The sequence below is a fragment of the Altibacter lentus genome (genome assembly GCF_000746845.1).
Lineage (GTDB): Bacteria > Bacteroidota > Bacteroidia > Flavobacteriales > Flavobacteriaceae > Altibacter > Altibacter lentus.
This window is the reverse complement of the sequence record NZ_KN050846.1, coordinates 2479011-2501768: the sequence shown is the minus strand read 5'-3', so window position 1 is coordinate 2501768 and position 22758 is coordinate 2479011. Positions and strand designations below refer to the sequence as shown.

Sequence of the window (22758 nt, the reverse complement as noted above, 5' to 3'; positions counted from 1 at the left end):
GGTCCTAGAAGTTATAGACCACTTCCAGGTTGTAGTCCTTTAAAGCTTTTCGCGCTTTATCGATATCCTCGGTGAAGCCCAACATATAACCCCCTCCGCCGCTACCGCAAAGTTTTAGATAGTAGGTATTAGTCTCGATCCCTTTTTTCCACAAGGCATGGAATTGCTTCGGAATCATAGGTTTGAAATTATCGAGAACCACTTTAGAAAGTTGCTTTATATTTCCAAACAGTGACTTTACATTTCCTTGTAAAAAATCTTCAACACACGCATCGGTGTGTTTTACAAACTGGTCTTTTAGCATGTTGCGGAAGCCTTCTTGTTTCATGTTCTCCATGAAGATCTGTACCATTGGAGCTGTTTCGCCTGTTGAACCACTGTCCAACAAAAATACGGCGCCTTTGCCATTCTCGGTCTGAGAAGGTATTCCTGCCGGTTCAATATTGTCTTGAGAATTGATAAGAATGGGTAGGCTTAAATAACTGTTTAATGGGTCCAGACCCGACGATTTTCCATGGAAAAAGGATTCCATTTCAGAAAAAATCCCCTTTAATTGTAATAGTTTTTCGCGGGTTAAATTCTCCAATACCGTTATTTTATCAAAGGCGTATTTATCGTAGATGGCAGCTACCAGAGCGCCACTACTTCCAACACCATATCCTTGTGGTATGCTGGAATCAAAATACAAGCCCTTGTCCACATCTTGCTGCAATGCTGCAATATCGAAAGTGACCAGGTTTGGATTTTCCGCTTGCAACTGTGCGAGGTAGTCTGTAAATCGTTTTAAACTCTGATTGGAACCGTGGGTTGCTACTGTCTTGCTTTCGTCGATCTTGAGTGCCCCTTTGTAAAAGTTATAGGGGATGGACAAACCTTTGGAATCTTTTATAATTCCATATTCGCCAAACAGTAGAATCTTAGAGTAAAAAAGGGGACCGCGCATAAGTTTTAATACAATGGTTTGTTAAAAATACACTTTTTAACATTAAAAAACGAAATTCGATGCAAAGATATACCTTCCCCTCATACTTTTGAGAAATCATTCGCTAAATATATCTTAATAAACAGCTATTTAGTACCTTACGAAAACCAAATGGTATTCTAATGAACACTACTTATCGTATCTTTCTTTTTGCATTTCTAACCACCTCTTCGGTGCTCTTTGCGCAAAGTCATACATGGACCGGAAATGGCGGCAACGAAGATTGGTTCAATACCGCCAATTGGGATGTGGGAAGCGTACCCGATACCGGGAGCGATGTGTTTATCCCGGATGGTTTTAACACAGAGATCGCGGCCAATGCCGCAGCCGCCAATACGATCTTTCTGGAAGGCACAGCGAATCTGGTCCTTACCAATGATCTTTTGATCATGGACCGGATGGAAATATCTTTGCTTTCTGTTTTTATCTTTCAATCGGGAGTCATTTCCGGGACCGGGAGCAGTATTGAGAATCACGGCCTGCTATTACTTGAAAGTACCAATACCAGAACATTCAATGGGATCACAATCCATAATTTTGGAGAACTTCGCGTCACTAATACCAATCAAACCGAAGTTATCAATGGCACCGTGATCAACAATAATACGAACGGCCGTGTTGATATCTTTGGCTCCGGTGGTTTTTTACCCTTAGGAAGCTCGGCTGCGATCAATAATGACGGGCTTCTTAGAAAGAGAGCTAACGGAAATACTCCCGAGAATTTCTACCTCATCACGGCCATTACCAATAATGGCATTATAGACGTTGAAGCAAATCAAACCTTGCTGCTGCTCGATGGCTCCTCTAATTTTACAAATTCCGAAAGCGGGATCCTTAGGGGTTTTGGTGTGATCGACATCACGACCAATTTCATTAACAACGGGACGATCGTTCCCGGGAATGCAACTACTGCCGGCATCTTGGGTGTGATCAATAATTTTGATTGCCCGCCCCACGCAACGATCGAATTTGATCTTTTTGGTACTGCCACCGCCGATTATGATGCTGTTTCGATCACGGGATCACCACATATTGAAGGAACATTGGCTGTTAATTTGCACTATATGCCGGAAATTGGTGATGAATATACAGTGCTTACTTCAACCAATACCATGACCTGCGACCTTCCCAATTTTATATCGGCCACCTTCAACGGGTCTCTGTATCGTTTTGTGATCTTCTGCAACTCTAACAATGTGACATTGCGCATGGTGGAAAGCACGTTGAATGTTTCGGAAATTGCTTCGGAAAGGGTTACCTTCTCAACGTATCCAAATCCCGCTACATCACAGCTTACAGTTGCCATCCCTAAGTTCTATATTGATAGCACTTCCGAAGCATCCATCACTATTTTCAACAGCCTAGGCCAAAGTATTGATCGGCTGCAAATCACTTCAGAAACTACCATTATAAACACCGCAGCTTACAATAGGGGACTTTATTTCCTTCTGCTACACCATGGAAAACATTTTCTGGGAATAAATAAAGTCGTGATCGATTAATTAAAGTAGTTGAGCGCCACTGCCCGCTTGATCGATGATAAATGCACCGTCCTTACAAAATGCGCTGAGCTCCTCTTTAATGAAGCTTAGAACCTTTTCCTTTTCAGAAAACGGATAAAGAACATGCACGTTGGCGCCGGCATCGAGCGTAAAACATACCGACGTACCGGTTTTTTTTCTGAAAGCCCAGATACGATTGATAATCTCAAGGGTATTGGGTTTCATTAGAATAAAGTAGGGCCGAGAGGTCATCATCATGGCATGCAGCGACAGGGCTTCACTTTCTACAATATGGATAAACTCCGAAAGATCCCCGGACTCCAGCACCGAGATCAAGGCAGTAAGATTGGCATTAGCTTTTTCAAAACGTTGTCGTGCAAAAGGGTGACCGTGCATAAGATCATGACCCAAGGTGCTGCTTACCTGCTTTTCTCCTTTATCTACCAGCAATATTGTATCCTGAAAATTCTCAAAGGTGGGATGTACCTTATACGGGAAAGGAACCCCATATAAGTTCGAACTACCTTCTATTTTAGGGTGCTTTCCCCACACTACCAGAGGTCCTTCAATACTTCGGCTGGCACTACCGGAACCCAGTCGCGCCAGAAAAGAGGCCTTACGGGTAACAAGTGCTTGATCCATTTGCGGATTCATTTGCTGTTCCATACGCACCAGGCATAATGCCAGCGCACTCATACCACTGGCCGACGATGCGATACCGCTACTGTGAGGGAAACTGTTGGTGGTATGAATTGTAAAAGAATATTTTTCTAAAAAAGGAATGTATTCTTTAATACGTTCAAAAAACGTTGAGATCTTAGGTTCAAAGGAAGGAGCAGGTGCATCATCCAAGAAAACCGAAAAATCGAATCCTTCGGAGTCCTTCTTCTGATAGGAGAGCGTTGTCTTTGTATGACAATTGGAGAGTGTAAAACTCACCGAAGCATTCTCGGGTAATTGATTTCCGTACTTCCCCCAATATTTTATTAGGGCAATGTTACTTGGAGCAACGCTGGACACAACATCTTTTTCAATGGTGGTTGGATGGGCATGCGTAATGAAATCCTCTTCAGTCATGGTTTAGGCCGATTCAAAAACAAAAATAAACTTCTTTTTGGTTCTGTGATGACATTTTAAAAAACATTCGATGTAGAAGTATACTATCAATTTGAGGTCGATCCCCGCCTTACATCATTAAAGCGAATTGTTTAAAAATTAATTTAAAACTTCTTCAAATGAAAAAATTACTATTACTATTACTCGTTTTCTCCACCTCTTGGACATTCTTTTCCCAAGCCCCGACTGCAACAATAGATCAAAGGGAACACACTAATTTAGGAGATAATGTAACAGCTTATTTACAACGCCAATCAGCAAATCCCCGTGTCTTTGCGACTATCGAGTTTCCAGATAATATTATTACGACCATCGCGACCAGCGAAACGTTTTTACATTCGGCAGATTTTACTGAAAACCAAACCTTGTACGCAGTAACCAGTACATACAAACTGGTTACCGTAGAGCCAACCACGGGCGCTATTACCGAAATTGCCGATATGACAGGTGTTCCGGTTAACCATAATGCCATTGGTCTGTCGTATGATTTTACAACGGGCACCATGTATTTTATTAGTGATGATGTTAACTCAGGAGCTACGACGGGACAATTGTTCTCTGTTAATCTTACGACCGGAGATCTCACACCTATTGGAACGGGGCTTGGAACACCGCAACCTGTGTGGCTCGAAATAGACAATAATGGGATTGCCTATATGGGGGACGCCAACACCAACTCCTTATATACAGTAGATCTTTCTACCGGTGTTGCTACCGAAGTTGGTTCCTTTGGAGGTATCAATCTATACAATGTACGTCACGGTGCTTCTTTCCATCACCCCACCAATACATTGTATATGGTGTCTGTGATCAACGAGACGATATTGCGGAGTTACTTTTTTACGATCAATACAGACACCGGTCAAGCGACAGATCTGGGGGTTACTCCCAGTTCTTCCCAATACGGTATGTTCGCAATACCGGGAGACCCCGATCTTGGTGTGAACGATTTCGATCAAAAAAGGGTCGTGGCTTATCCAAATCCTACATCTGGAAATATTAACATAGACCTAGGAGCTACTTATCCCGAAGTAGAAGTTACAATCTCAAACATGCTAGGACAAATAATCGCTTCAGAAAAATTTGTCTTGGCAAAAACAATTCAGCAGGAAATAAATGCGGCCGCAGGGGTATATTTTGTGAAAGTAAGTTCTGCCGAAGAAGGATTAAATACCTTACGCATCATAAAACAATAAATTCTTTAATAGGTTTTTAAATTATATCTAACTGGAAATGCACTCACATATAGGGCATTATTCAACAAACAAATAATTTTAGGTCTTTCCGAGAGCAGTCTTATGTCTTATTTATCATTTTAATTGATGATATTTTTAAAATGTTTCGATGTAAGATTAGAGAACACCCGATTTTGCCCAAAATCTAAGACCGAAACTTATCCTTAAGCCTACTTATGCTTTTTGTAACCTAAAAATTATTGATTATGAAAAGCACGCCACTATTTATTCTTATTCTCTTCTCCGCCGTTGCTTTTTCCCAAGTGGGAATTGGAACCACCACCCCCAATGCATCAGCAGCATTGGACATTACCAGCACTACAACAGGAGTATTGGTACCCAGGATGACCGAAGCCCAGCGAACGGCAATCTCCTCACCTGCTACGGGATTGCTGGTCTATCAAATCGACAATACCGCCGGGTTTTGGTTTTTTGATGGGAGTAATTGGACAAGCTTATCTTCTGGAGCAGAAAAGATCAATGACCTTATAGACGGAAAATCCGACAATGATGGTTCCTCCATTTTTTTAGGTATCGAAGCCGGTGAAAACGAAGACCAAAATGATAACCAAAATATTGGAATTGGATACCAAGCCTTGAGCCAAACCAGAAATGGTTCAAGAAACGTGGCAATCGGTTATCAAACCCTCTTTCAGGGCATAAATGGTGATGATAATATCGTTATAGGCAATGGCGCCTTAAAAGAAAATAAATCGGACAGTAATATTGCAATAGGCTCTAATGCCTTAACAAGGTTGGGTTCTGGGATAGGAAACAACATCGCCATTGGCACAAATGCACTTTCCTCCGCAAGTTCTGCTTCAAAAAGTATTGCCATTGGAACGGGAAGTCTTGAAAATTTTGGCAATCCAACTGATGTTATTGCTATTGGCTATAATAGCCTTCACAATAACACTTTTGCAGATAATATGGCGATAGGAAGTTATTCACAAGAATCTAATACAACCGGAGTAAATAATCTTTCAGTTGGAGGCAGTTCACTCCGAATGTCTGTTTCAGAAGGATGGAACACGGCTATTGGAATGGGAAGCATGGAGTTGTCTACGGGAAGCAGCTCAAACACAGCAGTAGGGTATCAAAGTCTACGGAACATTACCCATTCATTAGGAGCAACCGCAGTAGGATATAAAGCGTTAGCAGAAAATACTACTGGCAGTTCAAACACCGCTATAGGTAATAATGCTTTAGGGCAAAACACAACCGGACGTTATAATAGTGCTTTAGGATATAGCAGTTTACAAAATAATACGACAGGCGATAATAATATAGCAATCGGCTTGGGGGCGCTGCTACAAAACACATCAGGTGACTACAATACGGCCGTTGGAAGAAGTTCGTGTTCTATTATTACAGATGGATCTAGGAACACAGCTATTGGGTATAATTCCGGTCCGAATGCCAATTTATCGAACACTATAACGATAGGTTATAATGCCGTGTCTGACGCCAACAATATTGCTAGAGTTGGCGATGCCTCCATTACAAGTATTGGTGGTTATGCCAATTGGTCCAATCTTTCAGACGGAAGGTTTAAAAAGAACATACATGAAAATGTTGTTGGGTTGGATTTTATCTTAAAGCTTCGTCCAGTCACTTATAACCTAGATATGGATGCCATTGCACGTTTCAACAATGCCTCAGAAAATCCGTGGTTAAGTGACGCCGAAACCCAAAAAGCCTCCGAAGTTCAAATAGGCTTTATAGCCCAAGAAGTGGAAAAAACCGCTCAAGAAATAAGTTTTGATTTTCACGGTGTCGATAAACCTAAAAATGAAACCTCTCACTACGGTCTTCGATATGCAGAATTTGTGGTGCCTTTGGTAAAAGCGGTACAGGAACAACAGGAAGTTATTGAATTACAAAAAAGAAAAATTGACCAATTGGAGAATAGGCTTATAACCATTGAAGCTTTGCTTACAAGACTTAATAAATGATCCCACTTAATGATAACAATGTTAAAATGTTTCTATAAACACCCGATTTTGCCCAAAATCTAAGACCGAAACTTATCCTTAAGCCTACTTATGCTTTTTGTAACCTAAAAATTATTGATTATGAAAAGCACGCCACTATTTATTCTTATTCTCTTCTCCGCCGTTGCTTTTTCCCAAGTGGGAATTGGAACCACCACCCCCAATGCATCAGCAGCATTGGACATTACCAGCACTACAACAGGAGTATTGGTACCCAGGATGACCGAAGCCCAGCGAACGGCAATCTCCTCACCTGCTACGGGATTGCTGGTCTATCAAATCGACAATACCGCCGGGTTTTGGTTTTTTGATGGTTCGGTATGGGCCAATTTATCCACGGGGGGCAATGGAGAATTCCAAAGTGTCTCCGGAATGGTACAAAACACAACCAATGTGGGATCCGACGATTTCGTCTTTGGCGATACCGATCTCACTGGTAGCGGCTCAAAATTCTATTTTGATAAAAGCAAAGGTGCGTTCCGCGCAGGCGAAGCTTTTGGAACAGAATGGGATGATGTAAATGTAGGTAGTGGTTCGATAGCTTTGGGAGTCTTTTCAACGGCTTCAGGTTTAAATGCAATTGCAATGCAGGGGGGTGTTGCCGCGGGAGAAAACAGCCTTTCCATAGGAAACAATACCCAAACAAATGCCAACAATGCCTTTGCTTTGGGAAATGGTAGCACTATAGATACCGGAGCGGACAATGCTATATCAATAGGGAATGGAAACTATGTCTCAAATCAGGACGGTACAGCCATAGGATACGAAAATATAGCTTCGGGGGTAAGAAGTTTTGCCTTTGGAAGTACAGCCACAGCGTCAGGAAGTGATGCCGTAGCCTTTTCTGAAGGAACAGCATCCGGAGGAAGCAGCTTCGCAGGCATCTTTGCTACAGCTTCGGGTCAAAACGCAATCGCACTGCAGGGAGGAGTAGCTTCAGAATTGAACAGTCTTTCTATCGGACCTAACACAGAAGCCAATGGTGAGAATTCTTACGCAATCGGTAATGGAAGTGTTGTCGATACAGGCGCCTTTAACGGACTGGCTTTAGGAAAAGGCAATAGTGTGACCAATCAGGACGGTACAGCCATAGGATACGAAAATATAGCTTCAGGGGTAAGAAGTTTTGCCTTTGGAAGTACAGCCACAGCGTCAGGAAGTGATGCCGTAGCCTTTTCTGAAGGAACAGCATCCGGAGGAAGCAGCTTCGCAGGCATCTTTGCTACAGCTTCGGGTCAAAACGCAATCGCACTGCAGGGAGGAGTAGCTTCGGAATTGAACAGTCTTTCTATCGGACCTAACACAGAAGCCAATGGCGAGAATTCTTACGCAATCGGTAATGGAAGTGTTGTCGATACAGGCGCCGATAACGGACTTGCATTGGGGAAAGGAAATCAGGTGACTAACAATGATGGAACGGCCATAGGTTATGAAAATATAGCTTCAGGGGTAAGAAGTTTTGCCTTTGGAAGTACAGCCACAGCGTCAGGAAGTGATGCCGTAGCCTTTTCTGAAGGAACAGCATCGGGAGGAAGCAGCCTCGCGGGTATCCTTGCTACAGCTTCAGGCCAAAACTCAATTGCCCTGCAGGGAGGAGTAGCTTCAGAACTGAACAGTCTTTCTATCGGACCTAACACAGAAGCCAATGGCGAGAATTCTTACGCAATCGGTAATGGAAGTGTTGTCGATACAGGCGCCGATAACGGACTTGCATTGGGGAAAGGAAATCAGGTGACTAACAATGATGGAACGGCCATAGGCTATGAAAATATAGCTTCAGGGGTAAGAAGTTTTGCCTTCGGAAGTACCGCAACCGCCTCGGGGAGCGATGCCGTGGCATTCTCTGAGGGAACAGCCTCTGGAGCAAACAGCTTTGCAGGTATCAATGCGACGGCTTCGGGCCAAAACGCAATCGCACTGCAGGGAGGTGTTGCCTCAGGAGAAAACACTATTTCTATTGGCAATGACACAGCAGCCAATGGCAATAAGGCTATTGCTATAGGAGATAATGTTATTGCCTATTCTTTTCATGAAACCGTTCTCGGTTATGGTAGTGCATCTTATACCCCCAGCAGTACAACTACAAACATTGGCACAGACCGACTATTGGTAGTCGCCAACAGTTCGACCAATAATGCCCTCAACATTCTGAAAAATGGAAGAATGGGAATCTCCCGGATCCCTACCACCAATATTTTGGAAGTGGAAGGCGATGCTTCAAAAACTACGGCAGGTTCCTGGCTTGGAAATAGTGACAGAAGACTTAAAACCAATATTGAAACTATATCAGAAGAAAACGCACTTGAAAAAATACTATTGCTGAGAGGTGTTACTTATCAATGGAGTGATGACGTTACAGGCTACCACAGGCCAGACGGAATTCAATATGGCTTCATTGCCCAAGAACTAATGGAAGTCTTTCCAGAGAAAGTATCTATGGACAATCAAGGGTTTTATCAAACGGCTTACGGAGATTATGATCCTGTTTTTGTTCAAAGTATAAAAGCGTTAAATACCAAGATCGAAAAACTTGAGACAGATAATGAGCTCCTAAAACAAGAGCTACGTAATATCTATTCACTATTGAAGAACATGGAATTGGATGAAAGGAAATTTTCTTCGGAATTACTTGATAAGGAATGACCTTTCCATAAAATTTCATTGAATATATGAATACTACAACCATTAAAATGAAAAAAATGAGAAACACAATTATTTTACTTGCAGTGCTTTTATGGGTTTTTGTAATACAAGCACAAGACCCGGCCATACAATGGCAAAACACCATAGGAGGCAGCAGCGGAGATTTTATGACTGCTTTTGAAGCTACGACCGATGGCGGTTATATCATGGGCGGCTACTCCGATTCAAACATTTCCGGCGATAAGACCGAAAATTCCAACGGCGCCCTCGATATCTGGATCGTTAAGATCGATGCCTCGGGCTCGATCACATGGCAAAATACCATTGGAGGCAGTGGAGACGATTATCTGCTGTCCATTCAACAAACCTCGGATGGTGGCTATATTTTAGGTGCCGGTTCCGACTCGAACATTTCCGGTGATAAAACCGAAAATTCACGGGGCGGGTTGGATTATTGGATCTTAAAATTGGACAATAACGGTGCTATTTCTTGGCAGAAGACCTACGGCGGTGCCATGCCCGATTTCGATACCTATGTCATTGAGACTTCGGATGGCGGCTATTTTGTAGGTGGTTATTCGGATAGCGGTGTGACCGGCGACAAAACAGATCCTTCTAACGGACAAAGAGATTATTGGGCTCTAAAATTGAACAGTACCGGTGCTATTGTCTGGCAGAACAGTATTGGCGGAAGCATGGTCGAACGACCACAGGCAGTGTTGCAAACAACAGATGGCGGATACTTACTAGGTGGTTTTTCAAATTCGCCGGTTTCAGGAGATAAAACAGAACCCAGCCAAGGCGGAAATGATTACTGGATCGTTAAATTAGATGTAAGCGGCAACATACTGTGGCAAAACACCATTGGCGGTAACGACAGCGATGTGTTCCGTGATATGACGGCTACTGCAGATGGCGGGTACATACTGGCAGGTTATTCAAAATCGAATATCTCCGGTGACAAGACCGAAAATTCACAAGGTGATTACGATTATTGGATACTGAAGATCAACAATACAGGAACGATCTTATGGCAAAATACCATTGGCGGAAGCGGAATCGACTATCCCCGTGATGTCAAAGAACTTCAGGACGGAAATATCATGGTTTCAGGGTGGAGTAACAGCAATATCTCCGGTGATAAGACCGAAGCTTCTAACGGGGGGTACGACTTCTGGCTGATTAAGATCACAGGGGCCGGTGCCTTGGCCTCGCAAAATTCAATTGGAGGAAGTAATGACGAGTCCGGGCCTTACCTTGTGGAACTGGGAAGCGGTGATTTTGTCATGGCCTGCACTTCAGATTCGAACATTTCGGGAGATAAAGCTGACAACAGTGAAGGCCTGGATGACTACTGGGTGTTTAAGACCTCCCCGTCCATTCTTGGAATATCTGAAAATGAGAGCGGCTCAAAGGTGCTTGCGTTCCCAAATCCGACTTCAGGAACTATTTCTTTGAATTTAGGGAATATTGCTTCGGAAGTGATCGTAACTATTATTAACAGTGTAGGTCAAATTATAGATATACAACAGTTCAAGCATGTGCAAACAGCAAACCTTACGATACCCGGAAGTGGCGGACTCTATTTTGTAACCATGACTTCTTCCGAAGGGCTTTCAGAAACAATTAAAGTTCTCAAATACTAACTAGCCAAAGTAAGTAGTTTTGCCACTGTTCGATGATTTCGGGCAGTGGCAATAACTTTTAATTTTCGTTCAAAGAAATTCGAATCGCATTTGGCGTTCCTATAACCGTTTTCGGCAACATAGTATACACATGTATCGGTTATTACAAACGTTTCCTTGGGATATGAGATTGCTTGTGTCTTTCCAATATCTACTTGTTGGGGTTTGCTGTCCAGCAGAATAAAGTAGCTCATTCCTTTGTGGGCTTCAGAAAAAGGGCATGCTTCAAGAATGGTTCGCAATGCTTCGGTGGTTTTTACTATTACCGGAACCTCCCATCCGTATTTTTCCTGTATTGCTTTTGAAATGTTCTCAGCATGACCAGACTCACGTTCCGAAGCAAACAAAACATTACCACTTTGAATATAGGTACTTACTTGACTGTAGCCCAAAGACTCAAACAACATTCGCAGGTCGGCCATGAGAATTTTTCTGTGTCCGCCTACGTTAATGCCTCGCAAGAATGCGATATACTTCATTTCTAAGGTATTTTTTTCAACGGGCGGTGAGATATGATCACTGCCTTCTGTTTTGATTACTAAGAAATGTACAAAGAAAATAGAAATGTTATATGATGACATATTAAAACATTTGCGATGTAAGGATAAACACATACCCATAAAAAAATGAAAACGACATTTTATTTTTTAGCGCTTTTTGGACTCTTGGCTCTCTGTTCTTCCTGCCTGCTGGGAAACAGCAAAGACGAGACTCCCTATAAAGACGAAATAGATTCAACCCTCTTATCCCGTGAAACAGCCATGCAAAAAGCTTCGGAACAGAAAAATGATGGCAAAAAATTCTTTTACATAAAAGATGCAGAGAATGGGATGGTCATGGCTAAAACACCACTGCCTTCCAACTGGACCATGGATGAAACTCCAAATGCGTCCCTTCCCTATCGTGGCCCAAGTCAATTGAAAATTTACAAAACAGAACGTTATGAATATTTCTATTCGAATGATTCGTTCACGAACCAGACAGCAATGCAGATGGGCAAGCAAGTGTCGCAACCAATGTCTTTAGAAGACATAGTAACGCATCAAATTAAACCGGCTATGGAAGGGCGGGGGTATACTTTTGTTACAAGCTATTCACTTCCGGGTGTTGTAGGGTTTTGGAATAGATTTTCACAGGGGATGCCTCAAACCAACAGTCAAAGGACGTATTATGCCATTGGCAGTGAATACCAAGGCTCTAATGGCCTGAGCATTTTCATCCTTGCCTTACAAACATTTACACAAAACAACGATGGCATTATCTGGTCTATCAGCACGACCCACTTAGAAGCTTCGCACGCTTACTTCAGTGAAGCAAAAGATGCATACATCTACGGTGTCTCCAACACCGAACTCAACCCTCAGTGGCAACAATTTAAAAACGGTCAATTAGCTGCAAATTTTAAAAGGAATGACGCCTTTTACAGAGAACAAATAATGAAAAGTGAAGCAGCTCATAAACAGCGTATGAGTATGATTGCGGCTCAAGGTAATACAAGCCGTTCTGTGGGTACTATTTATAGTGAGATTTCGGATATTAGTCATGCAGGTTTTCTAAATCGTAGTAATATCAACAGTGATGGGCATTCGAAAACGGTTAATATGATTGCGGAAAATACACTAATTGGCAACCACGCTACGGGCGAGCATTATACCGTTCCTTCGGGTACGAATCACTATTGGGTGAACAATCGGGGTGAATATATTGGCACGAATAATTCTCTTTACGATCCGCGAATTGATAATAAAATAAATAGCACCGAATGGACGAAGTTTGATGTAGAACAATAAAAAATTATTACCTTTCCTTTATCTTCAAAAGATGGGGGAAAGAATACGAATACAAGAACAGCTTGCGCTCACAGAAGCCATAAAGAACAATAATGAACTTGTTCTCAATAGGTTGTATCAAGAAAATTTTAAAAAAGTAGAACTCTTTATCCTCAAAAACAACGGCACGATGCCCTATGCTAAAGATATTTATCAAGAAGCGTTTATCACAGTTTGGAAAAATATAAGAAACGATAGCTTCACACCTCAAAATGAAACAGCAATTCAAGGCTATTTATACAAGATAGCTAAGAATAAGTGGTTGGATGTTTTACGCTCCGGTCGCTATAAGAAGACCGTCGCCTTACAATCACTCCATACGGCTCCGCAGGAAGAAACGGATGGTGTTTCACATCCCTTAGAGGAGCAAGAGGACTTAGCGTTTCGAAATGTAATGATGTCTTTCAATACAATAGGCGAACCCTGCAAAGAGCTGCTACAACAATTTTATTATGAAAAAAAATCTTTGCGAGAAATAGCACTATTTCTTCAAATTGACGAGGCTTCGGCCAGGAACAAAAAATATCGGTGTATGCAAAAACTGCGAACACTGGTGCTTTCTCCCAAATAAACAATAGACAGTGAGTACAAAGCCTACATTTTCACAACAGGAATTAGAAATCATTGAAGGGTATTTAACCCATTCCATGACAGCTAAGGAAAGATTACAGTTTCAAGAACGACTTACTACCGATCCTTCGCTTCAAGTCAAGGTGAATGAGATCAGCCTTCTTATAGAAACCGTAGAAACCAGCGCATTAAAAACAAAGCTTGATCGTTTCCACGAGACTATGGAAGGCACCCATTCTAAGACACTTCACACTCCCGAGATTATTGAGCGCCGCAATACTACTTCAAAACTACCGCTTTATGCCCTAGCTGCATGCCTATTGGTGATCTTTGGAGTATTCTACTTTATGACGATGCCTTCTCCTTCAGAAAAGCTTTTTGCAAAACATTTTGTTCCCGACCCCGGTTTACCAACCACCATGAGTACTCAAAATAATTATCCTTTTTTTGATGCCATGGTAAATTATAAAAGAGGAGAATACGACATTGCGATAGGAAAATGGGAACAACAATTAGATGACACAACTGAGAACGACACCCTAAATTTTTATTTGGGAGTAGCGTATCTAGCTGAAGGAAATGGTGAGAAAGCGCTTTCCTTTTTAAGGAAATTGGAGACAAGTCGGCAAAGCATTTTTATGGAGGATGCCATTTACTATCGTGCATTGGCACATATTAAAAAAAACGAGCCAGATAAAGCTAAGCGATTACTCAAAGAAAATCCTTCGCAAAGAAATAATGAATTGTTGCAGGATTTAAAAGAATAAAGGATGAATGTAATAGCTGTTCGTAAAATCCAATTAGCGGCTTTGCTATTTATCCTTTGTGTGATCATGGGTCATGGTCAAGATGTGGGGACTTCCGGGCCTGATTATATAGAGACACTCATCTCAGAAAACAAAATTACAGAGGCCAAAACTCAACTTGCCAAAGATATTGAAGCCTTTATCACTCAAAAAAATTACGATACATTAATCGCTTACATTCCCCTAATGGGAAGCCCCTCCTTATCTGATGGTGATTCGCAAAAGGCAATTGAGAAGGCCGCCACTCTTGCTCAAAAAGTGATAGGGTCTTCAAATAATACGGTTGCTGCAAAGGCTATTCTACAAATTAGCAACCTTTATTATACCTCCAGACAAATCGATATGGCGCTCAAAACCTCCATGGAGGCCTTAGAATATGCGACTCGTTCAAGAACAGATGACAGCGTTCTACTTTCAAGGATACATTACAATATTGGAACGAATTATTTGAATCTTGGTAATGCTGGGGAAGCAAAAAAATATCTGCTTGAATCAAAGCGATTAATAATGTCTATTCCTGGCAGAAATCTTCAGGAAAAACATAATATCTTCAACTCCATGGGACGATATTACGCTAATATTACCCAGTTAGATAGTTCTACATATTATTATAAGAATGCGTTGTTTACGCTTGATAAAATGGACAGCACAGAAGTAAATCGAGATTATTGGAAAGCTCTTGTGAATAACAACATCTCATTAAATCTACAGAATACAGGGAATACCCAAGAAGCGATGGAGTATGTCAAAAAAGCCATTTTAAATTATCAAAAGTTTATTGCTGTCTCTAAAGACGAATCAAAAAAAATACGTGCACGGCAATTCCGTCTCTCAACAATTGACAATCTAGGTACGTTCTATCATGGATTGGGAGAATACAATCGCGCCGTGGAAATATTGACGTACAGTTATCGCGAAAAATTAAAGTTGTTCGATGATGACGACCCGAATGTTGTTTTCTCCCTTGCGATCTTGAGTCATGGTCATTTAAGCGCGAAAAATTATGAACAGGCAGGTCTATACGCCGACATGGCCTTGACGGTCATTGAACAAAATCCTGCTAATTATACACTTTTGCACAGTTATACACTGGGCCTACGAGCCTCCATATATGAAGCCACCATGGATTGGGACAACGCACGTTCAATGTACCAAAAAAGCGAAGCGTTGTACATGCGAGACTTTGATGGCAACTATTCTAAAGATTATCTGGAGAATTTGAAAACAATGTCTTTGTTTTATACCAAAACGGGAGATGCCGAAAAAGGTCTCCAACTGGCAACTACAGGATATGAATTCACAAAAAGAAAGGCTTTTCAAAACGATCTTATTCATTTTCACCACATTCAAAATATGGCCGATGTCCATTTCGGGTTAAAGAACTTTGATCGGTCTTTAAAATACAGCAAAGAGGCACTTTCCTTTTTTGACTCCAAAGATTTTACTTCAAGATCTCTTGCAGATTCGATACAGATAGAATTTATAAAACCTCGAACACTTTTGGTAAATGCTCAATCGCACTACCAGCTTCAACCTAATAAGACCGAATCATTTTTAAAAGATCTCTTGTTACAAATCGAAACCGGGCTAAGTATCCTGGAGCGAAGAAAGACCTTAATAAAAACTCCAGAAGATCTGGAGATACTTATGGATGACAACAACGAACTTTTCAATTTTGCTAAGCAACTTAGGTTGGATCTATTTCATTTAACAAATAAAGAACAATATCTCGATGATCTTATCAGGATTCATGAATCCAGCATTTACAACCGGATACGGGCCAGACTCAATATTAGGAATAATTTGGCATTCTCTAAAATTCCCGCGGACATCATACAAAGGGAACACACCTTGAAAAAAGCTATGTCTGTTGCTCTCTCACCCACAGAGAATGCTAGTTTCAATACATTCTTTGAAGCATCATCAGCTTGGGAAGTGTTTTTAGATTCGCTTAAAAGCGACTATCCTAAATATTATAAGATGCGTTATGCTACTATTGAAGAAGAATTGGGAAATCTGCAACAAAACATCCCAAACAACGCCACGGTGGTACGCTACTTTTTTATAGAAGAAAACCTGTACGCTTTTGTCGTTTCTTCTTCTGAAAAGAATTTATACGCCTTAGACTTCCATACTGTGAAAGATTACATCCCTCAACTCATCCATAACGATTTTAACGTCAACAAGATTAGTACAAAACTACACGAACTCTATCAACAGTTATGGGATCCTTTTGCTAAAACGATCACTACAAAAAAGATTATTATCATTCCTGACCGAGAGCTATTCAATCTAAGTTTCGAATTGCTCACCCCTACTCCCATACACGCATTTAGTGATCTGGCGACCAACAGTCTCTTGTCCAAACACAGTATTTCGTATAATTTCAGCTTATTGACGCAAAATCAGTACAATACTAAGATCAACGTATATTCAAAGAATTTCGTTGCCTTTGCCCCGGAATTTTCAGAAAAAATGAAAAATGATTATAAAATTGCCGTGACAGATTCTGTTTCATTAGATCAAAACTACCTAACCTTACTTCCCCAACCTTTTAGTATAGACGTAGCTAAAAATTATTCAAGAATTTTTGATGGTTCTTTGTTTCTTAATGAAAAGGCATCGAAGCATTTCTTTACTAAAAATGCCAAGGAACATAAAGTGATCCATATTGGCACTCATGCAGAATCCAATAATGTGAGCCCTGAACTCTCACGTTTGATCTTTGCAAAAAACCTTTCAGAGGAAAACCCAAACGATAATTTTCTCTACACCTATGAGATTTACAATCAAGACTTGTCCTCTCAATTGGCTATACTTACAGCTTGTGAGACCGGAAAACCTACCTATCAGGCCGGCGAAGGGATGATCTCATTAGCTCATGCGTTTACATATGCGGGCAGTGAAAGTATCTTGACTAGCTTATGGAAAATCGATGAGAAATCCAGTGCCGAAATAGTATCCTACTTTTATGATAATCTCGCCAAGGGAATGCCAAAGGATGAAGCACTGCAACAAGCAAAACTTCATTACCTTGCTTCTGCAAAAGGAAGGGAGATAGCGCCGCAATACTGGGCCGGATTAGTACTTATGGGCGATACTTTACCGTTAGAACTGGAAACAGGAATGCCATGGTGGTATTGGGCTATCGCTATTTTTATTCTATGTGTGATTTTGTTTTTATTTCTAATAAGAAGAAAAACATCTTCCTTATCGTCTCGTTGAAACTTAGCTATAAAAGAACAAGCCCCCCGCTATTATTCTTCCTCGTTGTTCTTAAGTTCTGCTTGCCGCATAGGCATGGCGTCGATCAAATCGAGAAATACATCAGCCTTTTGAGGGGCATCTGCGCTAAACTTTTCGCTGCCGTCCAAGCCCACTAACATCACTTTAAAACGATCCTCAACCTCCAATTGCGCCGGAGGTGTCCTACTTTCGGTAGAAAAATTGGAGCGATAGCCATTGTCGAAAATATGATAGATAAAAATTTTTCGCTCTGTTAGTCCGTCTTTTTTGTTTTGTAACTCTTGGAGTTGTTCCAGTGCCATCGGATCATTTGACGTGGGTGAGAAGACAAGGATAAGTCTGTCGCTCCATTGATGTTTATCAAGATGTTGAGCGAACGCATTAAAGGTGAAAGCCATATAGATGACCATTAAAAATTTCATGCATAAATGTAAATCTAAGGAAAGAGGAAATGTGTTAAAAGTAAATTAAAGTGATACCTCGTTTGAAAAAAGTTTTAGAGGGATCGTGCCACGATATAACCTCCTGTCCATGCGTTCTGAAAGTTAAATCCCCCGGTGATCGCGTCAATATTAAGCACCTCTCCCGCAAAGAACAGACCCTCGTGGAGTCTGCTTTCAAATGTTTTGAAGTTCACTTCTTTAAGATCGATACCCCCGGCGGTAACAAATTCTTCTTTAAAGGTGCTTTTCCCGTTTACTTCAAACGTCCCTAGTGTAAGTTGCCGGGCAAGCTCTGTAAGCTGCTCTCCCGTGATCTCCGCCCACGTATGGGCCTCCAAAATGCCGGATGTCTCTACCAGTCGCTGCCAAAGACGCTTTGGCAGTTCGAACTGTGCATGTGATGCTACCAGCTTTTTATTGAGGGACTTTTTTAAAGATTTTAGATCCTCCATGGTAGTTTCGAAAGATAGCCCGGCCAACCAATTCACTTGAATAGTAAACGCATAGTTCATAGGTGCAAGTAATCTCGCACCCCAGGCAGAAAGTTTTAAAACGGCCGGCCCGCTCATGCCCCAGTGTGTGATTAATAGCGGGCCTTCACTTTCCAGTATTATTTCGTGCTGCTCGCCTAAAACACTAATATGGGCAGGAGTTGCAACGCCTTGTAAACCATCAATGCGAATGTCCTTGATGTTAAAGGTGAATAAAGAAGGTACCGGCGCCACAATGCTGTGATTTAGATTTTCCAACAGTTTCCACATCTTTGTATTGCTTCCGGTTGCCACCACGACCTTTTGGGCTGTAAAGTTTCCTTCTGTGGTTACAACTAACCAAGCTTCACTCTTTTTCTGTATACTCTTCACAGAATGGTTTCGCAACACTGATATCCCCAAGCGATCCGCTTCAGAAAGAAAACAATCAATAATGGTTTGAGAAGAATCACTTTCTGGAAACATGCGGCCATCCGACTCGGTCTTTAACGCAATCCCTCGCTCTGCAAACCAAGCAATGGTATCGCCTGTCATAAAATGGTGAAAAGGACCCAGAAGTTCCTTCTCTCCTCTGGGATAATGCATCGTTAGTTCTTTCGGATCGAATTCGGCATGGGTCACATTACAACGCCCTCCGCCGGAAACCTTGACCTTGGTAAGCACTTCCTTTCCTCGTTCCAGAATGATAATGCGTGACCCCGGATTTGCTTCAGCCGCATTGATCGCCGTAAAGAATCCCGCGGCTCCCCCGCCCAATATTAAAATATCGGCTGTGTTCAAAGCGTGAATTTTTCAGCAGCAAAGGACTCACACAGTACCAGCGTTTCTTTAATATCCTGTATCGTGGTTCGGGGATTGATCAAGCACATCCGTAGCACCACTTGCCCATTAAGCACAGTGGTTACCAACAATGCTTGCTTCGAGTCCACTACTTGCTTTGAAATATACTGATTAAGGGCATCGAGTTTCTTTTCTGAAAGTCTGTTGCCAATAGGATTGAAACGGAAGTTGATGACCGCAAGTGTTGCCGGCGATATCACTTCCCAGTGACTGCTCTTTCGCAATACGGTTTCGGTAGCTTCTGCCAGTTGAATATTGTACGTGATCGCTTTCCTGAACGTCCTCAAACCGAAGGTTTTAATGGACATATAGAATTTTAAGGCGCGGAACCGGCGCGTAAGTTCAATACCATGGTCGTAAAAGTTAATTTCGGAAGTATTACCTTCAATATCACGAAGATATTCGGGTTTTTCGGTAAATGTACCTTTTAACCACTGGTGATTTCTAACCAGTAAACATCCGATCTCATACGGCTGAAAGAACCATTTGTGGGGGTCGACCGTAAGGGAATCGGCTTTTTCGATCCCTTTAAGAAGTTGCTTTCCGTTCTTAGATAAGATCGCGGCCGCACCGTAAGCACCGTCAATATGGAACCATATTTTTTCCTTTTTACAGATGGTGGCCAATTCCGAAAGTTGATCGACCGTACCGGTATTGGTCGTACCCGCTGTAGCGATGAGACAGAAAGGCTGCAACCCTTCTAGGACGTCTCTGGCAATGGCATTCTTTAATTTGTTAAGAGCGAACTTGAATTCTGAATCGGTTGGAATGACCCTTATTTGTTCCTTCTTAAAACCCGCCGAACGGATCGCTTTAATGTTGGACGAATGTGCTTGATCTGACAAATAGATGACCGCTTTCGAAAAATCATCCCCACATTTCACTTTACGGGCTGTGATGATAGCCGTAAGGTTCGCCATGGAGCCGCCACTCGTAAAAATACCACCTCCCCGTTTAACGGGAAATCCGAATAATTTGAGCAGCCAGTTCATAGTTACGATCTCTAATTCGGCGGCAGCGGGCGAAGCAGCCCAACCCCCCGAAAAAATATTGAAACCGGACGCAAGCGAATCTGCCATTGCACTTATATAATTACTGGGTCCCGGTACGAAAGAATACGATCTGGGATGCGAAACAACGTTGCTCTTTGTCATTACCTCATCGAGCACAAATTGTAGGACATTATCGGGATCCATACCTCTTTCGGGCGCTGCTTCAGAAAAGAGACGGTCCATCTCTTCTCGGGTAGCGCTGGCAACAGGAAGTTTGCTGTTTTGCGTATCGAAATGGGCAACGATGGCATCAACCACCTTATACCCGTAACGGGTCATGGCTTCTTTTGATATCTCGAGAGTAGCTTCGGTCTTTAACATTAGAATAGAACATCTTTTATTTGTGGTGCAAAAATACCCTTTTTAAAAGAGTCTGAATAGAAAACCTGAGGCATTTAAATAACAAATCCATCTTAAATAAAGGTGATACATCATAAAATATTCTAATTTTATAGACTATGGTTTTATACATTCTTTGTGTTCTATTCATTGCTTCGCCATTTCTTCCGGCCACAGAGCATCCCCATTGGTTTTTTAGAACCCCGGATTTTGTAAGGCTACAATCCCTTTTCATTCAAGGGGTATTATTGGGGTGTTTGTTTTATTTTCAAGAAAAATTCTCGGTGTTGGACTGGGTACTGACCGCAGCACTCATGGGAAGTATGATCTATCAATTTGTAAAAGTCTATCCTTATAGTTCCTGGTATCCAAGAAAGAAACCGCACTTTCCAAATGATGGCTGTGTTTCTATTCTTGCCGCTAATGTGCTCCAGGATAACAAACATTGCGAGAAATTCATTTCACTTGTGGATAAATACGATCCCGACTTGGTCCTGGCAATGGAAACCAACGACGCATGGGAAAAACGATTGGACGAAATTGAAGGTGCTTATCCCTATTCGGTGAAGCTTCCTAAGGAGAACTACTACGGCATGCATCTCTACAGTAAGAAAGAACTGCACAAAATAAAGGTGAACTATTTGGTAGAAGACGATGTCCCTTCTATCTTTTTTGAATATTCGATAGGTGAGAATAGGTCTGTATTCTTTGCCTGTCTCCATCCCGCTCCACCCAGTCCAACCGAGAATGAAACTTCCAAAGAACGAGATGCCGAATTAATGCTGGTAGGTGAATATATTCGTTCGTTCGAAAAACCGGTAGTGGTTTGCGGAGACATGAATGATGTTGTTTGGTCGCGAACCACGCGTCTTTTTAAGAAAATGACAGGAATGATCGATCCGCGGGTAGGTCGTGGTTTCTTTCCCACGTATCACGCCCATTACTTTTTTATGCGATTCCCGTTAGATCATTTATTCCACACCAAAGATCTGTTCGTTGGAAAGATGGAACGCACAACGAATTTTGGAAGTGACCATTTTGGCATGTATTATGAGATCTACCATAAGAATGGAGCGAAGCCGCCTAAAAATCCAAAATTGAACGGTGACGAAAAAAAGGAGATCAAAGAGATTATAGATGAAAAATAGGTTTGAATTCTTGTGGGATTAATTGTACAAAATTGCTTTCAAATTATATGTAACTTTAATATCACTAACTAATCCATTGTTAATGATACTTACAAAAGCTATTTCAATTAGCGGCTTTAGAACATTCATACGCAATTATTTTTTTGGCGCTATCTATCAACACCAGCTCCAAAAAATTACGGTGACCACCTTTTCTGCCCTTTCTTCAAGGTCATATCATAGCAACACCAATTAATTTAAATTTTAATTTGATTACTATTGGCTAGGAGCTTCAGTGAAAACTGGAGCTTCTTTTTTTAAAACTAAAAAGAACGACTTCCTCTTCTTAAAAACGTTCTTTAACCTCGATGATGATCGCTATCAAAAAGCACAATCCAATGGTTGCTATTACAAGACTCCCTACTCCCATATTGTTTGGTTTATGTATACTAATTATTTAATAAATCAAAGATAATGAATAAGGATGTATCTGGCATGTGACTTTAAAAAAAGCGTCGCAACTTTATAAGTTCCTCTTCGTATCAATAAAAGAAATGTATTCCGGCCAAGGCCGACGCCAACTTCTTCACTTCCTTGTTTCCAAAAAAAAACCCTTCCTAGCCGGAAGGGTTTTGCTTTGTGCGGGCGAGAGGACTCGAACCTCCACACCTTGCGGCACCAGATCCTAAGTCTAGCGTACATTTGCCTAAATAACACCAAAGTCACTCATTTTCAATTGATTATAAAAAACATCATTTTCTTTGATATCATCTAATATCAATTGATTTCAGCATTTGTTGTACCTATGTTGTACCTAAAAAGTCTAATAAATTTGTATCTTTATCGAAAGTTTACAAC

The 22758-nt window shown here is 41.4% G+C and carries 16 protein-coding genes; 10 read left to right on the top strand and 6 right to left on the bottom strand.

Annotation, left to right across the window (positions count from 1 at the left end):
- Nucleotides 1-4 precede the first annotated feature (4 nt).
- A complete protein-coding gene (locus JS40_RS11605; RefSeq protein ID WP_034260761.1) occupies nucleotides 5-943 on the bottom strand; it encodes a mevalonate kinase family protein in 939 nt (312 codons plus the stop codon).
- A gap of 161 nt (nucleotides 944-1104) precedes the next feature.
- Between JS40_RS11605 and JS40_RS11600 the strand changes: the two genes are divergently transcribed.
- Nucleotides 1105-2484 carry a T9SS type A sorting domain-containing protein gene (locus JS40_RS11600; protein ID WP_034260758.1) on the top strand — a complete coding sequence of 460 codons (1380 nt, stop codon included), beginning with the start codon at nucleotides 1105-1107 and terminating at the stop codon, nucleotides 2482-2484.
- Here JS40_RS11600 and JS40_RS11595 read toward each other — a convergent pair whose 3' ends face one another.
- Nucleotides 2485-3561: a diphosphomevalonate decarboxylase gene (locus tag JS40_RS11595; RefSeq protein WP_034260756.1), complete on the bottom strand. Its 1077-nt coding sequence runs from the start codon at nucleotides 3559-3561 to the stop codon at nucleotides 2485-2487. It lies immediately after the preceding gene.
- Between the two features lie 158 nt (nucleotides 3562-3719).
- Between JS40_RS11595 and JS40_RS11590 the strand changes: the two genes are divergently transcribed.
- The 4 genes from JS40_RS11590 to JS40_RS11575 all read left to right on the top strand — a co-directional run bounded on the left by JS40_RS11590 (nucleotide 3720) and on the right by JS40_RS11575 (nucleotide 11118).
- A complete protein-coding gene (locus JS40_RS11590; RefSeq protein ID WP_034260754.1) occupies nucleotides 3720-4796 on the top strand; it encodes a T9SS type A sorting domain-containing protein in 1077 nt (358 codons plus the stop codon).
- A 245-nt stretch (nucleotides 4797-5041) separates the two neighbouring features.
- Complete coding sequence (locus JS40_RS11585) at nucleotides 5042-6790, top strand: tail fiber domain-containing protein (RefSeq protein ID WP_034260752.1); 1749 nt, start codon at nucleotides 5042-5044, stop codon at nucleotides 6788-6790.
- 120 nt (nucleotides 6791-6910) lie between these two features.
- Nucleotides 6911-9472: a tail fiber domain-containing protein gene (locus JS40_RS11580; RefSeq protein WP_034260749.1), complete on the top strand. Its 2562-nt coding sequence runs from the start codon at nucleotides 6911-6913 to the stop codon at nucleotides 9470-9472.
- 56 nt (nucleotides 9473-9528) lie between these two features.
- The gene (locus JS40_RS11575; protein WP_084677545.1) at nucleotides 9529-11118 is read left to right on the top strand and encodes a T9SS type A sorting domain-containing protein; all 1590 of its coding nucleotides are present in this window, start codon (nucleotides 9529-9531) and stop codon (nucleotides 11116-11118) included.
- On the opposite strand, the gene JS40_RS11570 is transcribed toward JS40_RS11575, so the two are convergent.
- A complete protein-coding gene (locus tag JS40_RS11570; protein ID WP_034262431.1) occupies nucleotides 11115-11636 on the bottom strand; it encodes a DUF1697 domain-containing protein in 522 nt (173 codons plus the stop codon). The genes JS40_RS11575 and JS40_RS11570 overlap by 4 nt on opposite strands.
- Before the next feature lie 147 nt (nucleotides 11637-11783).
- Here JS40_RS11570 and JS40_RS11565 point away from each other — a divergent pair, with 147 nt between their 5' ends.
- The 4 genes from JS40_RS11565 to JS40_RS11550 are packed head-to-tail and all read left to right on the top strand — an operon-like array spanning nucleotide 11784 to nucleotide 17587.
- Nucleotides 11784-12947, top strand: a complete 1164-nt coding sequence (locus JS40_RS11565) for a hypothetical protein (protein ID WP_034260745.1) — start codon at nucleotides 11784-11786, stop codon at nucleotides 12945-12947.
- Nucleotides 12948-12978: 31 nt separating this feature from the next.
- Entirely contained in the window at nucleotides 12979-13557 is a 579-nt protein-coding gene (locus JS40_RS11560) for an RNA polymerase sigma factor (protein ID WP_034260743.1), read from the top strand.
- 10 nt (nucleotides 13558-13567) lie between these two features.
- Nucleotides 13568-14323 carry a tetratricopeptide repeat protein gene (locus JS40_RS11555; RefSeq protein ID WP_152558174.1) on the top strand — a complete coding sequence of 252 codons (756 nt, stop codon included), beginning with the start codon at nucleotides 13568-13570 and terminating at the stop codon, nucleotides 14321-14323.
- A gap of 3 nt (nucleotides 14324-14326) precedes the next feature.
- On the top strand, nucleotides 14327-17587 hold the full coding sequence (locus JS40_RS11550; protein WP_034260739.1) for a CHAT domain-containing protein: 3261 nt from the start codon (nucleotides 14327-14329) through the stop codon (nucleotides 17585-17587).
- A 32-nt stretch (nucleotides 17588-17619) separates the two neighbouring features.
- On the opposite strand, the gene JS40_RS11545 is transcribed toward JS40_RS11550, so the two are convergent.
- From JS40_RS11545 to JS40_RS11535, 3 genes are all read right to left on the bottom strand, one after another.
- Nucleotides 17620-18030 (bottom strand): DUF4174 domain-containing protein, encoded by a 411-nt coding sequence (locus tag JS40_RS11545; protein ID WP_034260735.1) that lies wholly within the window; start codon nucleotides 18028-18030, stop codon nucleotides 17620-17622.
- A gap of 74 nt (nucleotides 18031-18104) precedes the next feature.
- Nucleotides 18105-19322 carry a BaiN/RdsA family NAD(P)/FAD-dependent oxidoreductase gene (locus JS40_RS11540; RefSeq protein ID WP_034260732.1) on the bottom strand — a complete coding sequence of 406 codons (1218 nt, stop codon included), beginning with the start codon at nucleotides 19320-19322 and terminating at the stop codon, nucleotides 18105-18107.
- Complete coding sequence (locus JS40_RS11535; protein ID WP_034260730.1) at nucleotides 19319-20755, bottom strand: pyridoxal phosphate-dependent decarboxylase family protein; 1437 nt, start codon at nucleotides 20753-20755, stop codon at nucleotides 19319-19321. Before JS40_RS11535 ends, JS40_RS11540 begins: the two co-directional genes overlap by 4 nt.
- Before the next feature lie 137 nt (nucleotides 20756-20892).
- Between JS40_RS11535 and JS40_RS11530 the strand changes: the two genes are divergently transcribed.
- A complete protein-coding gene (locus JS40_RS11530; protein ID WP_051957578.1) occupies nucleotides 20893-21921 on the top strand; it encodes an endonuclease/exonuclease/phosphatase family protein in 1029 nt (342 codons plus the stop codon).
- The last annotated feature ends 837 nt before the right edge of the window (nucleotides 21922-22758 follow it).